This is a genomic window from Pasteuria penetrans (assembly GCF_900538055.1).
Lineage (GTDB): Bacteria > Bacillota > Bacilli > Thermoactinomycetales > Thermoactinomycetaceae > Pasteuria > Pasteuria penetrans.
This window is the reverse complement of record NZ_UZAC03000001.1, coordinates 2,067,039-2,086,590: the sequence shown is the minus strand read 5'-3', so window position 1 is coordinate 2,086,590 and position 19,552 is coordinate 2,067,039. Positions and strand designations below refer to the sequence as shown.

Sequence of the window (19,552 nt, the reverse complement as noted above, 5' to 3'; positions counted from 1 at the left end):
ACTTGATGAATCGTTGACAAAACCAACGCGACTGAACGTACTCAGTGGTTGAACAACCTTATGACCTTGCTCGGTTGGATCCGGAATTCTTACGACCCTCCGGAGCAAGCACCGGATCTAAACGCACCGGAGATTCAACAACATGGGGGGGAGGGTTGTTGAATCAATCCCAAGGGGGGAGCTTCATGACAAGACCAAAATCCATCTTCTTAAGTATAGGTGCCAGTCTGTTGGCGCTAGGCGTGGCATGCAGAGCCTTTGGTGCACATTTCCTGGGCCAGTACCTTTCTACCATCTCAATGCAATCATGGACGACCGCATCCTTTTATCAGATTATCCATGGTCTTGGCCTTCTCTTTATAGGGATTTTACTCGCAATGAAGAAGAGCCCACTGAACAGGGCCCTTTCCACAAGCGGTTGGTTACTCACAGCAGGAACTGTTATTTTCTCCGGTAGTTTGTATCTCTTGGCGCTCACGGATTACAAAATACTAGGTGCCGTCACGCCCATCGGAGGGGGATGTTTTATTCTCGGTTGGTTCTGGATAGCCATAGCCACCTGGAAAAATCCCTATCGCGAGGAAAATTACCGTCATGGGCAGGAATGAAAGATCACGTACCAACACAAGGTGTTCCACCCTGAGGACCTATCCCACCACAGTTTCCATCCCGTCCCCCCCTGTGGTAATGCCATAACCACCCGATGAGGGCAATAGCCAAAATAGCAACAACAATCCAACCCCAACTGTGATGATGATGAAACGATCCTGGATTTTCATGACAGTCTGGACCACAATACGAATCCACGGGGTTTTCCCCCCTTCCTGAAACTCGATACATTCAACGGTTTTGGCAGATGCCCACAGGGTTTTGCTTCTATACTATGCAATTTTGTACCAACGACCCGTGAAAAAAACCCATTTGTAACCGTAATGTCTTACAACCCATGTTATGCCCCTTCCCCTCCCCGACGGAGGGAAAGAAAAAGACAAAATAAAATCAACAAAAAAGATGTAAGCCCCAGAAAGGCCGCATTTTCTTGTGGTGATCGGTAGAGGTAGATAACAGAACTGCAAATTCCCATAGCAACTAGAGGAACACAGTACCTAATGACGGGACGATAATCGTCCAAAACAGCTTTTCCCAGAATGAAGACCAAGGGCACCATACAAATCCTTTGCAACCAATATACATTGGTAGTGTCCCCCGTGGGGAGGAATTCCAAAATTTCACTCTGGTAGAGACTGGCAAACATACTCACTAAGGAAAGGATCCAAGCTAAGTAGAAACCATACTCATATCCCCATTTTCGCCACGAACTTCCTATCTCATTACCCCCTTGTCTGAACCCCCCTACCCCCTGGTTCTATACCATCAGAGGGTGTGGGGGTCATGTCTACAAAAGATCATCAATTTCTTTTTTGACTGAGGGCCAATCCTGAAATTTTTTAATATCCTTTAAAGTATCATCCCCTTCTTTCCTAATCAATAATTTGGGGACTTGATCGATTTTTTGACTCCCTACCTGGTTCGTTCTTGTCTCCACTACCTTGCGGGCTTTCTCTATCAGAGACTGCTGTTGTGGATCATCAGATGGACTTACTATTCCATTTACTATTCCATTGATCTCCTTTGCTTTATCGGTTTGCGTACTCCCTTCCACCAACTTTTGCACAAGAGCTAAACGGCTCTTAATTCCATCAAATGCTGTTTTTTCGATCTTACTCTTTAATTCTGATAATTTACTTTGTTCTTCTTTGGTAAGCTCTTCCTCCTTCTTGTTCCCACTAATGGTTTTCATTTCCTCCATCATTTTCCTCAATGTTTCCTTTTCTTCCCTCGGAAAGATATCCTTATGATTTTGGAATACCAGTTCGCAGAATTTATCATAGCCCTCCGGATCGCGTTCCAGTAATAACTGACCTGCTATGTTCGGAACTGCGGAAAAGAAACCACTCTTATCTATGAAATTTACATTTATAAGATGAAATTTAAGTTTACCCTTATCAATGTATTCCTGCTTTATTTTAGGATAAACATTAAGAATAAAATCTCTGCAATGAACGCACTCGAAATCGAAAACCTCGAATGCTTCTAAAGGGGCTTCTTTTTTCCCTTGGTAGGGAAGATCTCGAAATGCGGCTGCCGAAATGGCCCCTGGATCTTTTCGTTCCTTGAATAGAACGAAAACGCCCACACCCAGAATGGACCCCAATAGAGTTGCCATGGCTAATGTTTTAAAACGTTGACGCCGTTTGATTTTGTTTTCCTCCAAATCAAAATTCACCCCAGATTCTCTTCTATGGTAAGAATTGCAGTTGTTTCATTCTAAAGCTGTGATCTCCGTAAAAATTTAAGTACTAAATTCTACAGTACCATTGCAGATTTACCATACTATTGTAGCACAACAGAATATACTCAACAATACCTACAGGGACATACCTAACACGGATCCCTAACTCAGTACCTAAAAAACCCCCCTTATTTGCTCCCCAATAACCTATATGCTTACGTCACTCCTCTGGATTGCGATAGATTCTACACTAAGAAACCCAATCAATCTACCCATGATGGGATTCTACGGTAGGAGGACCCCCATCCCCTGGCTGGATTCCTTATCTCAATGAGGAACGCGCCCCTCAAAAAGACCACCGCAGTACGTCGAGTAGGGCTGTGACGTCTCAACCAACCCTCTCACGTCGAATAGGGCTGTGGTATCTCAGAGGTACTCCTTACAACCTCCCCCTTATTAAGAGAGATCTCGGAATGCAGTTGCCGAAATGATCCGAATCCTTTCTACCCCTTGATAGTACATTGCGAGGAAGAACAACCACAGAGCTCCCCCGGCGCGGTCCCCCCCACCAAGACCCCAAAAAATGACTCGCGAATCATTCTCTAGTTTCTTGAGCAGTACATAGCGGAACAGTACGACGTAAGAGTGCACAACCAATCTGATCCACAGCACGAAGAACCCCCCGTATACGGATCCCAAGCTAACCAACGGGCATAGCAGTCCCCTTGCAAAATCCCCAACGAGGCTTCGCAGCATGACATCCAACACGGTCCCCAGCACGGGTCTAATAGCATGTTGCGCGGCACACTTCACAGCACACGACCCCTAATTAGGATTAGGGCTATTGCCGAAATGACGCCTGATCCTTTTGTCTCTTGGGCAGGACGACACATCGTACCGCAAACATTAAGGCTATCAGCGCAATCGCCGCCAGATGGATCCACATCTCATCCCCCCCAAGTGTGGACACCAGTACGGTATGCACTGAGAGCCCTAGCATACCCCCCAGTACGCCCCCCAGTACGCCCACTAACACGGCCCACACAAAGCCCCGAATCCTTCCATTTGGACGGGACAGTACATCGAGAAGAAGATAAATCACTAGGAACCCAAACACGAACCCCAGCTTACCCCCCAGCGCGAACCCCAGTAGAGCCGTTAGCATGAACTCCACTGAGATCCCCAAAATGACCCACGGATCATCCTCCCGTTCAAAAATGGGCCGCCGATCAAAAATGGGCCACCGATCATTCCCTACTTTTTTGAGCGGTGCATCGCAGAACGGTACGTCGTAAAAGCGCACAACCAGATTGATCCACAGTCCATAGTACGACATGAGTCCCGTTGCAAAGAGTGGGAACGGCACGGTTAACAATAGGGCCACCAACATGATGATCCAAGACACGGTGCTCCCCAGCATAGTCCACAGTGCCATCTCCCATAGGGTCGCCATGGCAAATGTTTTGAAACGTCGATTCTGTTTGATTTGGACCTCTTTCAAATCAAAGTTCACCTCCAGATTCCCTTCTATACTTTTATTTTAATAGAGGAATTATTTCAAATCAAATAAACCATTTTAACACAATAGTATATATTCAACAATACCTACATGGACAGATCCAACACAGACCTCTAATTTCAAGTACCTAAAAATCCCCCCCTATTCACTCCCAAAACAACCCATTCCCACTTTATAATTCTTTATTTCAGTAGGATTCTATACTAAGAAAAGATGATCAATCTACCCATGGTGGGTACCCATCCCCTGGGTATCTTTTGTAGCTTAATGGGGAATACCCCCACACGACTTCACATAATATTATTCTCTTCTCGATAACGTGGATGGGCTAACCCTAGGCATACCAGGAGGAAAACAAAACACAGGCATGTAAGCAGAGGTATACTCAACCACGGGATCCCAGACAATCGAATCAGTTTGTCTTCGACACAAGAAACCCCCACCTTACAACCCATCTCTTGTAGGGAGGGTACATGCAACTTGAGAACATGGAAAAAAGAAATACCAACCCCCGCCCCAGCGAGCAGCATTCCATACCCTACAAACTGGCGGTCGTTGGTTCCTGCTGCCCATCCTAGCAGGAAAGCAAGGGGAAACATAATAGATCTTTGGAACCAACAAAGATTACAAGGTTCCCAATGGGCCATTTCACTCATGTACAGACTGACCATCGATGCGAAAAAGGCAAGAACCCCGGCTGTCTGAAGTCCATACTTGTAACTCAGTCTTCGTAATCGATTCAGCATCGATCTCCCCCGTTCCCGTGTACTATATTGACCTAGGAGCCCAGACTACCATTTGACTTTAATTTTACCATTTTAGAAATAGCCCCATCCACCTCGGCCCATCGTAGTGGGTGCTTTACAGGTACCCCTTCTACATAGAGCATCGGTACCGAATTGAAATCCTGACGATCCCAGAAACCTTCAACATCCTCGATTTCCTTCGTAAGAGCTTGAAATACCTGTTGAATCTCCTCCGAACCGAACATTTCGACATGGGTATTAGAGGGATCCCCTTGGGCCTTCTTAGATGCTTTACCAATCATATCTAAGAGTCCATAGGCTTTTCGCAAAATATCTACATTCGTTGTACTCTGCTGGACAATATCCCACAGGATCCCGATTTCTTCCCTGGTATGGATTAAGCTTCGAGTGCTGATTTCATTCTCCAAAGTCTGTTTCCTTTGTGGGTTCGCTTCCCTCTTGCTCCTAAGTTGCAACTCCTCAATAGCTTCCACTTCTTCATCGGATCCCATCAGGGCATCCTGTTGTTGGTAGGCTAATTCACAATATTTGGCATAGGAAGCAGAATCATGATCGGCAAGCAACTTCCCTACCAACTGGACCCGGATAGAGGCATCCCCCAGGGCCCGGTAAGCCACAAAATAAAAACGTACCTTGCCGGTGTTTACGTACTTCCCCATAATCTGTGGCACAACCCGCTCGTTGTGGAATGTCTTACAAATGGGGCAAAAAAAATCCCCCACAGCCACCACCCGCACGGGGGCACCCGCCGAACCAATATAGGGCATGCTACCGTAGTCGATATCATAGACGGGGGATGCCTTCGTCCCCCCCATGGGGTGACGATAGAAAACGAAATCGCCCGCAATGAGAAGACACACGAGAGGAACAACAATAAGTAGAATTCTCCTTAGTGACCTATGACCGAATTCCCTCAAGAAAACGTCCCCCCAACCCGCCGCCTAGGCGTTTTCATGGACAAAAAGGGCTAGGAAAGCGCAACCCAGGGGAAAAAATACCCCATGGGAACACAGCAAAACAACTTTTGCCATCCTCGACCCTGTTTTGGGGTAGTGTACCCTTACACAGAAATATCCATGCTCTATTATTTAATATTGAATTGAAAATATATTTTTTTGTCTGTATAATGATTCCTAAACGAAGTCCCCTTTCTAAACGGGTTCCCCCGGAATATTTATCGTTTTTTATAAATTATGAAAATTTATAATGATGGGGGATAAAAACTATGACGAAAATGTAGGACCTTCGTATCCATTGCCTCACTATCGATCATTCCTATCCTTCACTGTACCATGGCCCCTGCCCAGACCATTGAGGATACATTCCTCCCACTTTGGAAAGATCAGCAGAAGATCAATCGACGGGAATCAAAATGTATATGATATAAAGAACAGGAATGTTGTTGGACTACGGGTACCGCTGATACATCCAACGGGGAAAGGCAGAACTACGAAGGCTATATCTATGATACAAAACTTGGGTTCATATGGGATGCTACAAAGAGACGAAAATACATTGTAGAAATATAGTGTCGATGCAAATAGGGGATGGCGACCACAGGTACCACCCGGTTGCATAACTGTTGGCCCTCCTGGTATCTACAATGAAAAGTATTTAAAAGATAAAACATTAATAAGTAAATATAGATAGGGATGATAGTTTTGTTTTTACGCCAACGTCGGTAAATACCTCTATCTGGGAACACAAAGGAGGGCAAGGGGAAATGGTATTCAAAATCATGAAAAATCCCAATAGCACACCATGGTTACTCATTAGAATTTTTATGGGAATTTCTATTACTGTTTTTTTATACTTCACTATAAAAGATACGGCTTTGTACAATAGGATGTACACCACCATTTCCAGTTTTATAACTGGGGAGCCCCCCTCTCCCTGTGCATTACCATCATATAAATTCGTCCGTGAATAGGGTCCAAACCTCGATTTCCATTTCCCAAACACCTATAGGAGGGTGGCTAACGACAGGGGGATACATCTTTATTTAAATAAAGTTTATACATTATTTTATACATTATTATATTTATAGTTATACTTTTTATATATACATGCAATATGAATTTGTATGTCAAGTTATATGTTAAGAGTGGCGCTTCCTCCAGCCTCGCGACTGGCATAAGCGGAATAGTGAAGGTGGTACCAGGAAAGTACCCTGATTTGGGATGGTTATGTTCATGTCTAATGAAACCTATGTATATTTTATTTCTATGAGTATAACTTCGCAATGTCAATATAAGTAAACAGATTTCGGGGTAGTAACAATTATGGATATAAATGGAAGGGGCTGTTTGGCTACCCCTCATATCAAAAACCACTCCTCAGAGGGGTAGTTTTCATCGACCAACCCAATCAACCCAATCGACCAAGTACCTGTCTCATCCATCCCCTTCTATGGCACGCATTCCCCCATCACTCCCGCGCCGCCTGAACAGCCAATTCCGCTCCCCTGTCTATAGAGGTAGCTATAGTAATAGGCAATTGGGTGGCTTGCAGAATCTTGAGACCCTCCCTAGCATAGGTCCCTTCTAAACGGACAACAAGGGGACAAGGGTGCACCATCTTAGACGTTGCCTGTATGAGACCCTCTGCTAATCGATCACAACGAACCATACCACCAAAGATATTGATGAATATCACCCGTACCTGCGGATCAAGCGCCAAAATTTTGAAGGCATCTGCAATGCGTTCTGTGGTCGCGTTACCCCCTATATCAAGGAAATTGGCGGGTCTTCCCCCCAATTGATGCAAGATATCAAGTGTTGCCATAGCCAAACCAGCTCCATTGACCATACAACCGATATCCCCCAGGAGAGCCACATAACTGAGCCCCCGTTCCCGCGCCTCGCGCTCGCGTCCGTCTTCTTGGCACGAGGATTGCATTTTCAACAAATCCGAGCGGGAAAGGAGAAGATCCTCATTCAGAACAACCCCATGGTATTGATCCAACACCTCCTGTAGCCTATGTGCCTCTCGGGACAGGGTTGAAATGCATTGCCCTGCCTCCCGCCAGCAACGTATCCGCTGTAAGGGATACGGAAAGGAACGATTGTACGGAGCGTCCTTGATGACGGTTGGGATGTTGTTACGGATGAGGTCTTGTATGTCCACGGGATTATCCTCAAAGAATAGATCTATTCCCAGCTGCTTGGATACCTCAACTTTTCTACCGCAGGTCATGTGCAGATTCCTACCCGTAAAAGGAAAGAGATGCTTCCTTAGCCACGTCTCCGTTACCTCCCGTAATGCTGGTAGATCCGTACAGGAGGTAATGAAATGGACCTCATGATCTTTCTGAAGTTCCTGTAAAACCCTGGATGCGTGATCAAAGGGATACCCACTCCGATAGAAATGGGCTCCCCACTGATTCCATAGATGGCGAGCCTTCCCGATATCAACCCCATCCCCCCCACTTGGCAAACTCGTGTAAAAGGGTTCGAAGGCAAAATAGCCTGATGCTCCTAGCGAATAATCTTTGGACCCCGTTCCTGGATTAAAAATTCTGTCATACACTGCCCCGGCGGACGGTGGGGTATCCTTCACCGTTCCGTGGAGATCGACACCAATTCGCACGTAGAATCACACTCTCCCCCGCACATCCAAGGCTGTGCAAAATCCTTCCTTCATGTCCAAATAGCCACTCAATAGGAAGTAAGCCCACGATACCAGAATCCTAAAGTTCCATCCATTCACAGACAGAGAAAATAGACAACTCACGATAGAAAATCATAATAAAATCAAACATGCATGAGCCAAAGATGACCATCCCCTGACCCAACAGGATATCACAGTTTTCCATTCTTTACAACCAATACATATTGGCTAAACTTCGAACTTAAGATATCAATCGGGTGTGTATCCAATAGGTTATGTAGATAGCAGGCCCCAAACCACACTCAGCCCTACTCGATGGATGCCCTTCTTCGGGGAATCCGCTGGTAAAAACGTCTACCCAGGGCCTTTTTTGTGTTTGTGGTATTCCTTTTCTGAATGATCTAATTCAAAACATATAGTATTCGATCCAAACATATTTTTAAAGTTTTATTTAAATAAAATATTTTATATATGAATCCAAGGAGAAAATCCTCCCATTGGGAGGAAATCCCCCTTGAAAACCTTGTTCAGAAATTCACATCCACAAGGGTATGCTGCTTCTCCTGATCTTGTAACCATTGGGGTTGGGGGGACCCAGCAAAAGCACCTGATCCTATTCCGAGCTCAAGGGTTGGCCAAGAGACCATTCCATCGGCACATAGACGACGTACTATAGGGGGATCCTACGTAACACAGATAAAATTGGACCCAAAAGTAAAGCTTCTAGATAATCAGACGAGGATGAGGTAAGCTAGGGGCATAGGAGAACCATTCCTATATGCCCAGAGATTACCGATTTCATCACATTCTATCGGAAAGGAATTGATGGATACAATGGAAAAAAACATGGACGAAAATGCCAAAAGGAAACTTCTGGAAGGCCTCCAAAAGGATTTACGTGCTGAGATGACAGCCATTCACTACTACCTCTATTGCTCCGTTGTCCTACATGGCCTGGCTCGCACCACCTTAAAACCCCTATTTCTCAAAGAGGCAAAGGATGAGTTGAATCATGCCGAATACCTAGCGGAAAAAATATGCTTCCTGGGTGGAGAGCCAGTCATGGACGTGGACCCCATCTCCCCAACCCGTGACCCTCGAGTTATGCTGGAAACAATGAAGAAGGCTGAAGAAAATACGATCCAATCCTATGTGGAACGCATCGAACAGGCAGAAAATCTAGGATTATGGGAGCTTAAAATCCAGTTGGAGGACATGATCAAGGAAGAAACCCAACACTTGGAAGAAACGTCCCGTTTGTTAGCGGACCCTAACCTATAAATCCCTGATCGATCCCTACCGGAAATGCTATCCTTAAACCCACATTCTATAGACTCATGAAAACCATGCACTAATCAACAAAAAGAGGATTCCGATCGGAATCCTTTTTTTGTAGTACTCTATATTCCCAACAGGTGAAAAGAAGGCGTCCATCAACACAATAACAATTGTAATTGTATGTAAATTTTTATAAATTTGAAATCATTCTTGCATCCTTGCAACCACCCATTTCTTTACACCTGCCCTACCCTAGAATGTCTTATATCCTCTAACTGTAACTGGTAAGTTCGTTTACCCCGCCAGAGGTTGACCACCCATTGCGCTAGCAAGTCCACCTCGGGGGCCCTCTGGGCCTGATCTAGCCAATCACTACAACGAAAAGCAATAGCTTGTTTGATGACATCCCTCTGTTGAAAAACCATCCGTGCGTGCTGTCCGTGATCACCGAGCACTTGACAATCGACAATTCTAGCTCCCTGTACTACAATCCGCGGAGGTGGATTCCCCTGACCACAGGGACCCAGAAATTGTAAATCTTGCCAGAAAACTTCATCTAATTCCCTAAGTTCTACCACAGCATCTACCAATATCTCCGGTTTTTTGGGGAGAGTAGGCAAAACCTCCAAAAAGGAGCATTGCAGTGATTGACGCAACTCGGGTATCCTTCTCATAGGCAACGTCATCCCAGCAGCCTGTGCATGTCCACCCCAGCGGGACAATAATTCATCCGCTTTTTTGAGCTCAGCATACAAATTGAAACCCTGTATACTACGTGCCGAACCTTTTGCTTCCCCCGTCTGTGGATCAACGGTCAGGACGATCGCTGGACAACCATATTTCTCCACCAGTTGGGACGCTACGATACCCACCACACCAATATGGAAGGCAGGGTTTTCCAGAACAATCCCGTATTGATATAACGACCGATTTTGTTCTATTTCCCGCACAGCCTCTTTCACCATGCCATCCACTGCCCACTGCCGTTGCTGATTCCACCTATCCAGTTCCTTCGCCAATGCTTTCGCTTGTCGATCCTCCTCCGCCAACAATAAATCGAGTGCAGGCTGGGCATGATCCAGACGACCCGCCGCGTTCAATCGAGGACCCAGGCTAAAGCCAACGTGCTCTGCGGTGACTGGATGATCTGCTGCTAGCTTAGCTACCCTCAAAAGGGCAGCTAGGCCAGGACGTTGACGAAAACAGCCTAGGCCATGTGCAACCAGAACACGATTCTCATCCTGCAGAGGAACAACGTCCGCCACCGTAGCCAAGGCCACTAGATCGAGGAGATCTGTGGGCAGATGTCCCAGCCAGGCTGTCACTAATTTGAAGGCGATCCCAGCACCACAAAGTTCCTTAAAGGGATAGGCGCAATCCGGACGCTTGGGATTGAGAACTGCATGGGCGATCGGCACAATGGCCGTGCAACAGTGATGGTCTGTGATAATCAAATCTAGCCCCATAGCGGCCGCCTCTGCGGCCACAGCGTGATTGGCAATCCCAGTGTCTACCGTGATTACAAGGGAGATACCACGTTGGGCAGCTTGTCGTAGGGGCTTGATATGCAACCCATACCCCTCCTTCGTGCGATGGGGTATGTACGTATCCACCTCCAATCCCTGTCGACGACAAGCGAGGACAAGGATCGCCACGCTAGCCACACCATCAACATCGTAATCGCCGTACACTAAAACTTTTTCACCTCGCTCCTTCGCCAACTGTAATCTCTGTACGGCCACTTCCATATCCTTCATGAGAAAAGGGTCGTGCAGATCCCTCAGAGTGGGCTGAAGAAAACGCCGGACCCCTTGTCCTACTAGTCCCCGTTGTGCTAGTACGCGTGCAGCACGAATCGATGTTTGTGTAGCTCCTGATAGCTGCACAATTTTCTCGTGCTCCACGGGTGCACGAAGAACCCACTGATGACGTGAATGCAACATCCTATGATTTCACCTCGTTCGTCGCTATCTGCGCTTTTTTCATGGAATGCCATTTCCAGCCCACCCAGACCTGACTTGCTAAAAAAATGGAAGTGAAGGTCCCGGTGGTGATCCCTATCAAAAGGGCCAGGGCAAAGTTTCCGATGCTCTCACCAGCAAAAATATAGAGAGAAACCCCGGCAAATAGGACGGTCAAAACGGTATTGATAGAACGAACCAGCGTCTGATGAATACTTGAATTAACCAAATGGAAGAGATCCGACCTCGTACGCGGGGGATTTCGATCCAAATTTTCGCGAATCCGATCAAAGATAACAATCGAATCATTCATATCATAACCAATGACTGTCAGAATCGCTACCACGAATAGGAGATCTACCTCAATCCCGAACCAAGAGAACACACCAGTGGTAAACAGGGCATTGTAAAAAAGTGACAGAATCGTTGCAATAGAAAACCGATATTCAAAGCGGAATGCAATGTAAATGATGATCGCTAACGAGGCAAATAGGAGCGCCTTCAGCGTGTTACGTACAATTTCCCTCCCCACGGTAGGACTAACGACAGAAGACTCCGACTTAATATTCTGTTGGAAAACTTTTTCAAAACGGACACGGATTGCTTCCACCTCGGTTGGGTTCAGATCCTGACCAAGGCGGACCGCGAGCCTCCCCCCCCCATTGGGATTTCCAGCGGTGGATTGTTGAACACTTGGCCGTTCATAACCCATATTTTCCAGCAACTGAGCTGCTTTATCGGTACCGATAGGTCCTGAGGTATAGAGTTCTACGCGTGTCCCGCTTTTGAAATCAATGCTCAGATTGAGCTGCTTGAAGGAGAGGGAGAGAACGGAAAGAACGGCTACTACAGCAAACAGGGCAAAATAGTAGCGACGCTTGTTGACAAAATCAAATCGATAACGCTCCAAACCTTACACCCCCCATCCGCCCCCTATCTATCCTTGCACCAATCCCTGGGAAAAACAGGGATTGGCCATCAAAGCGGTTGTATTTCATCACGTTGTACCCCCAACCATTTAGAGTTACGAAAAGCCCGGGAACGAACCAACAATGTCATCATAATGCGTGACATGGCCACAGCTGTTAGAAAACTCACTAAAATACCTGTGATGAGGGAAACTGCGAACCCCTTCACCATAGATTGCCCAACTGAGAAGAGAACCCCACCACAAATGAGAGTGGTAACGTGGGCATCAAAAATGGTCAAAAACGAGCGCTTAGAACCAGCCCGGACAGCTAAAGGAAGGGGTTTCCCCAAGCGAAGCTCTTCCTTGATCCTCTCACTCATGATGATATTCGCATCCACCGCGATACCAATGCCTAGAATATAGGCGGCGATACCGGGCATCGTAAGATGTACCCCCAACAGGTAGAAACACAGCAATACAAGATAGGAGTAGGCGATCAGGGTAACGACGGCAATAAAACCGGGCAGGCGATAATATCCCAACATAAACACGAAGATAGCCACGATCGCGTAAATACCCGCCATAACGCCCTTTTGGAGTACCGTAGAACCGAGGGTAGCATCCACCGTTTGACTCTGGATCTCCTTCAATGCGACAGGTAGAGCACCCCCATTGATAAGATCCCGTAGGTTTTTCGCTTCTTCCTTCGATTCCAACCCCGTGATCTCGACCTCCCCCCCCGAGATGGGTTCCCTGACCATAGGACTACTAGGGCAGGCTTCGTCCATACAAATAAACAAGGGCTGACCCACCATCTCCGTTGTCACCTTTTCAAACTTTTTGGGATCCTCCATATTCATATAGACCTTAGGATTACCTATCTCATCCCTACCCACCTTGGCGGATCCCGCTTTGACATCCGATCCCTGCAGGAGGATAGTCCCGTCCTGCTTCCGAAAAGTGAGATTGGCTGATGTACCTAAAAATTTACGTGCTTCCTCAGAATTTTTAACGCCTGCCAACTGCAGCCGAATACGGCGATCCTGACCCTCCCCCTCGGGATCCACCTTGGGTTCACTGACACCCAATTTATCGATCCGCCTCTCCAAAACCCTTACGGTTCCGTTTACGGTTTCATCATCGATTTTCTGTCCTGGTACAGGCTGCATCTGATAAAGAACCTCAAATCCTCCTCTCAAATCAAGCCCTAAACGGATGTTCCCGATTATGTATGGGGCAGTAGAACCCACGATACCGAGTGTCAACAAAACAATCAACCCAAAAAGAGCCAACTTTCCCTTATGCACAGATGGTATAGTCATCATGTCCCCCCCGAATCTAGGATTTCGTTGATCCCGATCCCCCGAACAGGTCGGAGGATACCGGACTCTTGCCCTTATAAACGGAGAGCATCAGCCAGTTCATGAATCGATTAGCCTTTAAGGACAAAATGTCGTTGACCAATCGATGAAGACGCGGCCGGCCATGCTTATAATCAGCCGAGACACAAGTCCATATCTGTCCAGCCGTTACGTCCTGATATCCGTAGCGATGAAACTCGGATACTTTGCTATAACACAGAGAAGCAATCACACGGCGCAATTCTCCCTCTGACATGCTCGATTCCTGATTTTCCCCCCATGTATACCGTTGTGGTACAACAAGTCTTTTCTTCCGCATTCGATTCATAGCAGCTTTCCCCCTTGATCGTGAATATCATCCGTCTGCGATCTTTTCCGGCAAGGAATGCAAAAAACGTACTTCCTAACTTTACCTGTTCTTTACCAGAGAATCTATCCCCCCCATGAATCAAGTTTCTCGTGAATCTTCTACAGTATGTGTGGAAGGGGTAAGAAATAAGTATCAATCCCCCCGCCATGGACCATAAGAATTTAGAGGTAATGGGTACAAGCCCCTTCCCTTATCAAAGTCCCTTATTCCGGAAAATGAAGGAGCAATTCCAATATGGCAACTAACAATCATTTCCTGCGGGGTGCAGTCCTACTTACATGGTCTGGACTCGCGGTGAAAACGCTCGGTTACATCCTTGTCTTCCTCATCATGCCCCGCCTCATAGGTATGGAAGGTGTTGGTCTATATCTAAAGGCCTCCCCGTTTTTCCTAACTGCAATTGCTATAGCAGGCGGGGGGATTCCCTTTGCCATTCCCCAACTTGTCGCTGCTGCACAGGCAAGAGGGAAAAGCAAGGATCCTAAGGCAATACCCTCCATCCTAATAGCGGCTAGGATTATGGGCCTGTTAGGCAGTCTGGGATTGGTACTACTGGGGATTTTCGTCTTACCCACCCTAACCCCCCTACTGTCGAAGGACGAACGCATTCTTCACGCCCTTTATGCCGTTCTCCCTGCCCTACCCATTATTTCTCTAGCTTATGTCTACCGTGGCTACTTTCAGGGCTGTCAGGATATGCGCACCCATGCTGTCGCACAAACAATCGAGCAATTGACTCGCGTTCTCTCAACCGTTTTCCTGACCCTCATCCTACTCCCCTATGGCCTTCCATGGGTCGTGGCGGGAGCTATGTTGGGTATAACCTGTGGTGAACTAGTAGGGCTATTATTCCTACATCGATCCTTCCGACATGCTCCTTCCAGGCCTCATTGGAAATGGAGGGATATCCCCGTTTCCGAGATCACGACCTCTTTCAAAAAATTGTGGAAAATAGCCTTCCCCATTACGATCCGAAACTCAACAAGAATGCTTTTTTATCTATTCGAAATGACCCTAATCAGTTTGATTCTGGTGGATTATATGGGAGTAGAAAAGGGTAATGCAACAGCATTATATGGAATCATGAGAACGACCACCCTATTACTAATGGCACTCTCCTTTATCACCACCGCGCTCTCCACCGCCTTACTCCCGGCTATTAGCGAGGCTGTTGCCAAAGGACACCACAGATCCATCGTTCATCGTTCCCGCCAAGCCATCCGACTTGCCTTATTGATTGGGATACCCTTTTTCATACTCCTGTTGGCCTTGGCTAAACCTATAGCACTCCTCCTCTATCCAAGGAGTGCGGAGATCATCGCCCACTTCCTCTGCATTCTAGCCCTACCCTTTGGGTTAGCCTACCATCTTCAAGTACCTTTAGACATCATTCTGCAAGCCCTAGGGGGTGCAAAACGAACACTGTATTGTACATTCGGGGGACTCACGTTGAAAACACTACTACTCCCCATTCTCATGATCTATGGAAACCTAGGCAACCAGGGAATGGATGGGGTGGTGCTTGCTATCTCTCTCGGCACCACGACTACACTTGTGTTATATTTTTGCAGTTTAATGAAAATTTTTCCCAATCTTATCCCTTCCTACCGACGCCTTCTCCCCCTCCTAGGGCTGACTCTGGCTACATACGGGTCCGCTGCCGGTTTATGGCATCTCTGGGCTCCTGAATCGACTTCGACCTGGGGGATACTCCCTCCCCTGCTTGGCAGTATAGTGGGGAGTCTATCCCTGTATGGAATCCTGGTTTGGAAGCTAAAACTGGTTCGTAGAAGAGACATTCGCATCCTATTCAATCGGTCCACTCCATTATCCCGTGCAACAAAATTTACCGCATAGAATCCCTACGAGGACCCCATAAATAAGATGACTGCTGTCCTCCGTTTGGCCCTCCTGTTTTCCAACCACGGACCCGCAATCCCCCTGCAAAATCTAAATCCGCACTGGCTATTTCATGAAATCCCCTGTATCCACAACGCTGAATGGCACGCTTCAACCAAAACCGATTCAACTCCAACCGCTGCAGATTTCGATCCTGTACTTTACCCGCAACAATGATTGGAATCGGGGTGTGGAGTGGGGGATGAGCCCACTCGGGAATCCTGATCGACCCCTCCCTCGTTAGAAGAGGAACGGGAATACCCCCCCTTTGCGATTCCCTCTGTCGAAACACAGGGGAGGAGGATTCCCATTCTTCCCTAGGGGTTGCCGGTAAGCAGCGACCCTCCGCCCGTAACTGTCGACACAGGCACCATCGTCCCATGAGGAAAAATACCCCTCCGACTCCGCACAAAAATGCAATAGCTATCCATGGCAACTGGTCCATGATCAATACCAATTCTATCAATAAAACAAGGGCGCATACAAAGAGTAAAACACACCCCGCAGTCATCCACCCTCCCATCTTCATAATTCCTCCCCCAGGTCTGCCGAACCCTTTTGGCTTCCCTAGTGTATAACAGATGCTATGGGGTTTATGCTCTGATCCTAGCCCCAAAAGTGGCATGTCTTACTACCCCAAAAAACCTAAGGGGGTGCTTTCCTAGTGTTGAATCGCCTCTTTGCACCTATATTTTCCCGACAGTTTCTTTTGAGTCGTTTACTCTCCCAAATTATGATATGGGCCATTTTTTTGTTAGGAACTTTGAGCATAGCTACCCTACTTCAACAAAATTACCTCTCTCCCCATCACATTACTCCAGCGTGCATTCTTCTCCAAGGTTTTGCCCTCCTATGCGGAGGATTTTCTGTGGGCTACCAACACGGAGGAGGAATGCCCTGGTATGGGATAGAACAGGGTTTACTTTATAATGGTATTCTTTTTCTTTTCGTCATGCCCTGGCTCATTCCTTCCTGGTCCTATCCTGTTCCCTCGTTCCTTCCCACTCTTATCGGTTCCATTTGTATAAGCAGCATGGGTAGTTTTCTAGGGGCCCGTTACCCCCGAAAGAATGGGAGGAACTAGGGACAAAATCCCGCAAATGCGAAGAGAAAAGGATATACAAAAAACACCGCCCCATTGGCGGTGTTTTAAACCCTATCCCGGGAAATCACTGTAGGAAATTCACTGACGCATTCGCACGCGGTGAGTGGGGAGCCTGTACAAAGGCATTCGTCATGCCCTGCATGGTCTGGGGACCCATTTGTGGAACCGCATATTGTCCTCGGTGGTTGAGATATAGGTACAATTCATAAGCCATTTCAATGTTGTTAGGCAAACTATCCGAGATCACCCTACGTATAACTGGGTGAATAATTTCACAAACGGCCGCCGCCTTCTGGGCCACCAAGCTTTTCAACATACCCAACGAGTAAATTGCAATATGGGGCCCAGATACAGCATTCTCGGAAGCAATCGGGCGACGGATTGCCATTCCCATCGGTTGCTGATGAAATGAGGTCTGATTGTTCACCCTCATCATGTAACGACCTGTACGATGCTCGGGGTCCTGTCCGGTGGAAAAACATTGTACCATCATATTATACTCGTCACAGAGGAATGCATATTGACGATCCAGCATGGCGGATAATTCCTGGCAACAGGAACGAGGACGGAGTAGTAGATACTGATCCAACACATTCAGCGTGGTATGCAACACCTCGTGCACAGCAAAAAGCTCGTGCGCACTGTGATTCTGACTCGCGGGTATACCACCGATTTGTCTCTCTGGTGGCTTGGGAACTCCTGTTTGTGGATCGACAAGAATTTGTTGGGGATTGCGAAGATTTATGGCATCATAGGGAGGATCAGCGTGAAACGACATTGCATCCCGGGAGAACTCATTCCCCCACGCCTGACTCTGCTGGGAGGGGGACCCCGGCTGGGATTGTGGGTGGGGTCCAGATTGCAATCCACCAGACTGCTGTTGTGAAAATGGGTGAGATTGTATATCCCCCCCGGGCCGCTGGGGGGACGATGGGCCGGGAGATGTAACCCCACCAGGCTGCGGGGGGGGTGATAGTGATGGGTTAGAAGATGCTGCCCCAGGCTGCGAAGGGGGTGATGAACTAGGCGATGCACTCCCAGATTGCGGGGAAAAGGACGCCCTCCCGGACTGCGGGGGGGATGACGAGCCAAGAGACCCCTCTCCAGATTGTGTAAATGAATTAGGGGAAGAACTCCATTCTCCGGGCTGTTGTGATGATGGGGAATTCGAAAACGCATTAGAACTAGATCCACCATGGGTTTTTTGTTGTGACGACGGGGATGATGCGCGGGGATGGGATCCAGTCGATGGCGACGTTCCCTTTTCCGAATGGCGTGGTGTTTCTGGACGCTCTTCCATTATCGGGGTTCCTCCTTCAATGACAAAAATTCACGAAGCTCAACTATTGATAGTAGCCCTACTTACTACAATTCCCGGTTTGACCCTGTTCCACTCCTGTTTTCCCCGGTAATCCCTCGTCATAGATGAAATTTTCTTTGGAATACCTAAGGACATACGCGGGTTATCCTATATTTTGTTCGCATTACATTATCTTTATTTGCGGAAAAGAGGAATGTATACATGGAAAAAGTTAGAATAGAAATACGTGACCATGGACCGCTAATTGTTCGTAATGGTGACAATGTCCAACTTGTTGATAGCCAGAATAATGAAATCCCACACAAATCCCTTTTCTCCCTCTGCCGCTGTGGGTTATCGGATAAGAAACCCTTCTGCGACGGTCAACATAGGGCAAAGGGATTTGAAAGTTGCGTTCGTGCTGATAACCTCTGATCCCTGCGGGAAACACATGGACCGCCGACATCCTTTGGAGTGTCGGTGGGGACCCCCTTCTCAACAAATTCCCTGCCTGTTGTCCACCCACCGTGAAGAACAAATAGTGGCAAAAGTGAAAATAAAAATTTCATGACTATCCCCCTTCCTATGTACGTAACTTGAAGATGAAACAAATCCCCCCATACCCCTAGGAAGTGATGAATTTTGCGATCTTGGAAGACAATTCTTTGGGGAATTACGGTCAGCAGCATAGCATTAGTGGTTACCATGATCCTACTCCCTCATCTGATACCCCTACCCGAGGTTCTCCCCCCTACGACAACCGCCACCATACCCTCCAATAGACTAGAACTGCAAAATCAACAAGGATGGGAGTTCGTTGGTAGAGAAATTGTCGCGGTTCAGGAGGATGATTGCGTTCTGGATTCCCTCCCCCAATGGGAGGTAGAACACTATCGGGCCTACTCCTATGCCTATGACGACCGGGGCCTATTGCATGTGAAACAACCCTTACCGGAGAAAATCCATCTCCGCTATTGGAGAGAGAATCCCCCCTAAGATAGGAAAAAGATAGGAAAACCCGATATAGGGGACGTATTCCACTTGTGAGTAAAACCACATTTCGACCTTATAAAGAAATTACGGACAAAAGTGGGACCCCAATTTGTTTCCGGCGGAACAGCAAGGAATGGGCAGATTACTGAAATACAGTTTAGTGTCTTAGTAGTTTATTTTTTGTAAG

At 47.1% G+C, this 19,552-nt stretch carries 20 protein-coding genes; 6 read left to right on the top strand and 14 right to left on the bottom strand.

The window, feature by feature from the left end:
- Positions 1 to 185: 185 nt before the first annotated feature.
- The gene (locus tag PPRES148_RS08480; protein ID WP_149454079.1) at positions 186 to 608 is read left to right on the top strand and encodes a DUF423 domain-containing protein; all 423 of its coding nucleotides are present in this window, start codon (positions 186 to 188) and stop codon (positions 606 to 608) included.
- Positions 609 to 612: 4 nt separating this feature from the next.
- Here PPRES148_RS08480 and PPRES148_RS12420 read toward each other — a convergent pair whose 3' ends face one another.
- The 8 genes from PPRES148_RS12420 to PPRES148_RS08440 all read right to left on the bottom strand — a co-directional run bounded on the left by PPRES148_RS12420 (position 613) and on the right by PPRES148_RS08440 (position 8,167).
- Entirely contained in the window at positions 613 to 807 is a 195-nt protein-coding gene (locus PPRES148_RS12420) for a hypothetical protein (RefSeq protein WP_149454078.1), read from the bottom strand.
- A 142-nt stretch (positions 808 to 949) separates the two neighbouring features.
- Positions 950 to 1,261: a disulfide oxidoreductase gene (locus tag PPRES148_RS08470; protein WP_149454077.1), complete on the bottom strand. Its 312-nt coding sequence runs from the start codon at positions 1,259 to 1,261 to the stop codon at positions 950 to 952.
- A 135-nt stretch (positions 1,262 to 1,396) separates the two neighbouring features.
- A complete protein-coding gene (locus PPRES148_RS08465) occupies positions 1,397 to 2,287 on the bottom strand; it encodes a DsbA family protein (protein ID WP_149454076.1) in 891 nt (296 codons plus the stop codon).
- Between the two features lie 462 nt (positions 2,288 to 2,749).
- Entirely contained in the window at positions 2,750 to 3,106 is a 357-nt protein-coding gene (locus PPRES148_RS08460) for a hypothetical protein (protein WP_149454075.1), read from the bottom strand.
- A gap of 28 nt (positions 3,107 to 3,134) precedes the next feature.
- Positions 3,135 to 3,806, bottom strand: a complete 672-nt coding sequence (locus tag PPRES148_RS08455; RefSeq protein WP_149454074.1) for a hypothetical protein — start codon at positions 3,804 to 3,806, stop codon at positions 3,135 to 3,137.
- A gap of 296 nt (positions 3,807 to 4,102) precedes the next feature.
- Positions 4,103 to 4,558 carry a disulfide bond formation protein B gene (locus tag PPRES148_RS08450; protein WP_149454073.1) on the bottom strand — a complete coding sequence of 152 codons (456 nt, stop codon included), beginning with the start codon at positions 4,556 to 4,558 and terminating at the stop codon, positions 4,103 to 4,105.
- A 32-nt stretch (positions 4,559 to 4,590) separates the two neighbouring features.
- On the bottom strand, positions 4,591 to 5,496 hold the full coding sequence (locus PPRES148_RS08445; RefSeq protein WP_149454072.1) for a thioredoxin domain-containing protein: 906 nt from the start codon (positions 5,494 to 5,496) through the stop codon (positions 4,591 to 4,593).
- Positions 5,497 to 7,006: 1,510 nt separating this feature from the next.
- Positions 7,007 to 8,167: a 5' nucleotidase, NT5C type gene (locus PPRES148_RS08440; protein WP_149454071.1), complete on the bottom strand. Its 1,161-nt coding sequence runs from the start codon at positions 8,165 to 8,167 to the stop codon at positions 7,007 to 7,009.
- A gap of 846 nt (positions 8,168 to 9,013) precedes the next feature.
- Here PPRES148_RS08440 and PPRES148_RS08435 point away from each other — a divergent pair.
- Positions 9,014 to 9,469, top strand: a complete 456-nt coding sequence (locus PPRES148_RS08435) for a ferritin-like domain-containing protein (protein ID WP_246142936.1) — start codon at positions 9,014 to 9,016, stop codon at positions 9,467 to 9,469.
- A 233-nt stretch (positions 9,470 to 9,702) separates the two neighbouring features.
- Here PPRES148_RS08435 and recJ read toward each other — a convergent pair whose 3' ends face one another.
- The 4 genes from recJ to PPRES148_RS08415 all read right to left on the bottom strand — a co-directional run bounded on the left by recJ (position 9,703) and on the right by PPRES148_RS08415 (position 14,026).
- The gene (recJ, locus tag PPRES148_RS08430) at positions 9,703 to 11,409 is read right to left on the bottom strand and encodes a single-stranded-DNA-specific exonuclease RecJ (protein ID WP_149454070.1); all 1,707 of its coding nucleotides are present in this window, start codon (positions 11,407 to 11,409) and stop codon (positions 9,703 to 9,705) included.
- A gap of 1 nt (position 11,410) precedes the next feature.
- Entirely contained in the window at positions 11,411 to 12,337 is a 927-nt protein-coding gene (secF, locus tag PPRES148_RS08425; RefSeq protein ID WP_149454069.1) for a protein translocase subunit SecF, read from the bottom strand.
- A gap of 68 nt (positions 12,338 to 12,405) precedes the next feature.
- Complete coding sequence (gene secD / locus PPRES148_RS08420) at positions 12,406 to 13,662, bottom strand: protein translocase subunit SecD (RefSeq protein WP_149454068.1); 1,257 nt, start codon at positions 13,660 to 13,662, stop codon at positions 12,406 to 12,408.
- 13 nt (positions 13,663 to 13,675) lie between these two features.
- The gene (locus tag PPRES148_RS08415) at positions 13,676 to 14,026 is read right to left on the bottom strand and encodes a post-transcriptional regulator (RefSeq protein WP_342779844.1); all 351 of its coding nucleotides are present in this window, start codon (positions 14,024 to 14,026) and stop codon (positions 13,676 to 13,678) included.
- 276 nt (positions 14,027 to 14,302) lie between these two features.
- Between PPRES148_RS08415 and PPRES148_RS08410 the strand changes: the two genes are divergently transcribed.
- Positions 14,303 to 15,925 (top strand): oligosaccharide flippase family protein, encoded by a 1,623-nt coding sequence (locus tag PPRES148_RS08410; RefSeq protein ID WP_149454067.1) that lies wholly within the window; start codon positions 14,303 to 14,305, stop codon positions 15,923 to 15,925.
- Here the strand turns inward: PPRES148_RS08410 and PPRES148_RS08405 are convergent.
- On the bottom strand, positions 15,915 to 16,490 hold the full coding sequence (locus tag PPRES148_RS08405) for a DUF421 domain-containing protein (protein ID WP_149454066.1): 576 nt from the start codon (positions 16,488 to 16,490) through the stop codon (positions 15,915 to 15,917). The genes PPRES148_RS08410 and PPRES148_RS08405 overlap by 11 nt on opposite strands.
- 141 nt (positions 16,491 to 16,631) lie before the next feature.
- On the opposite strand from PPRES148_RS08405, the gene PPRES148_RS08400 reads away from it, so the two are divergent.
- Positions 16,632 to 17,051, top strand: coding sequence for a hypothetical protein (locus tag PPRES148_RS08400; RefSeq protein WP_149454065.1), 420 nt, complete (start codon positions 16,632 to 16,634; stop codon positions 17,049 to 17,051).
- A gap of 85 nt (positions 17,052 to 17,136) precedes the next feature.
- On the opposite strand, the gene PPRES148_RS08395 is transcribed toward PPRES148_RS08400, so the two are convergent.
- Positions 17,137 to 18,372, bottom strand: coding sequence for a spore coat protein (locus tag PPRES148_RS08395; protein ID WP_149454064.1), 1,236 nt, complete (start codon positions 18,370 to 18,372; stop codon positions 17,137 to 17,139).
- Between the two features lie 222 nt (positions 18,373 to 18,594).
- Between PPRES148_RS08395 and PPRES148_RS08390 the strand changes: the two genes are divergently transcribed.
- Positions 18,595 to 18,807, top strand: a complete 213-nt coding sequence (locus PPRES148_RS08390; RefSeq protein WP_149454063.1) for a CDGSH iron-sulfur domain-containing protein — start codon at positions 18,595 to 18,597, stop codon at positions 18,805 to 18,807.
- A 207-nt stretch (positions 18,808 to 19,014) separates the two neighbouring features.
- On the top strand, positions 19,015 to 19,368 hold the full coding sequence (locus PPRES148_RS08385; RefSeq protein WP_149454062.1) for a hypothetical protein: 354 nt from the start codon (positions 19,015 to 19,017) through the stop codon (positions 19,366 to 19,368).
- Positions 19,369 to 19,552: the final 184 nt, after the last annotated feature.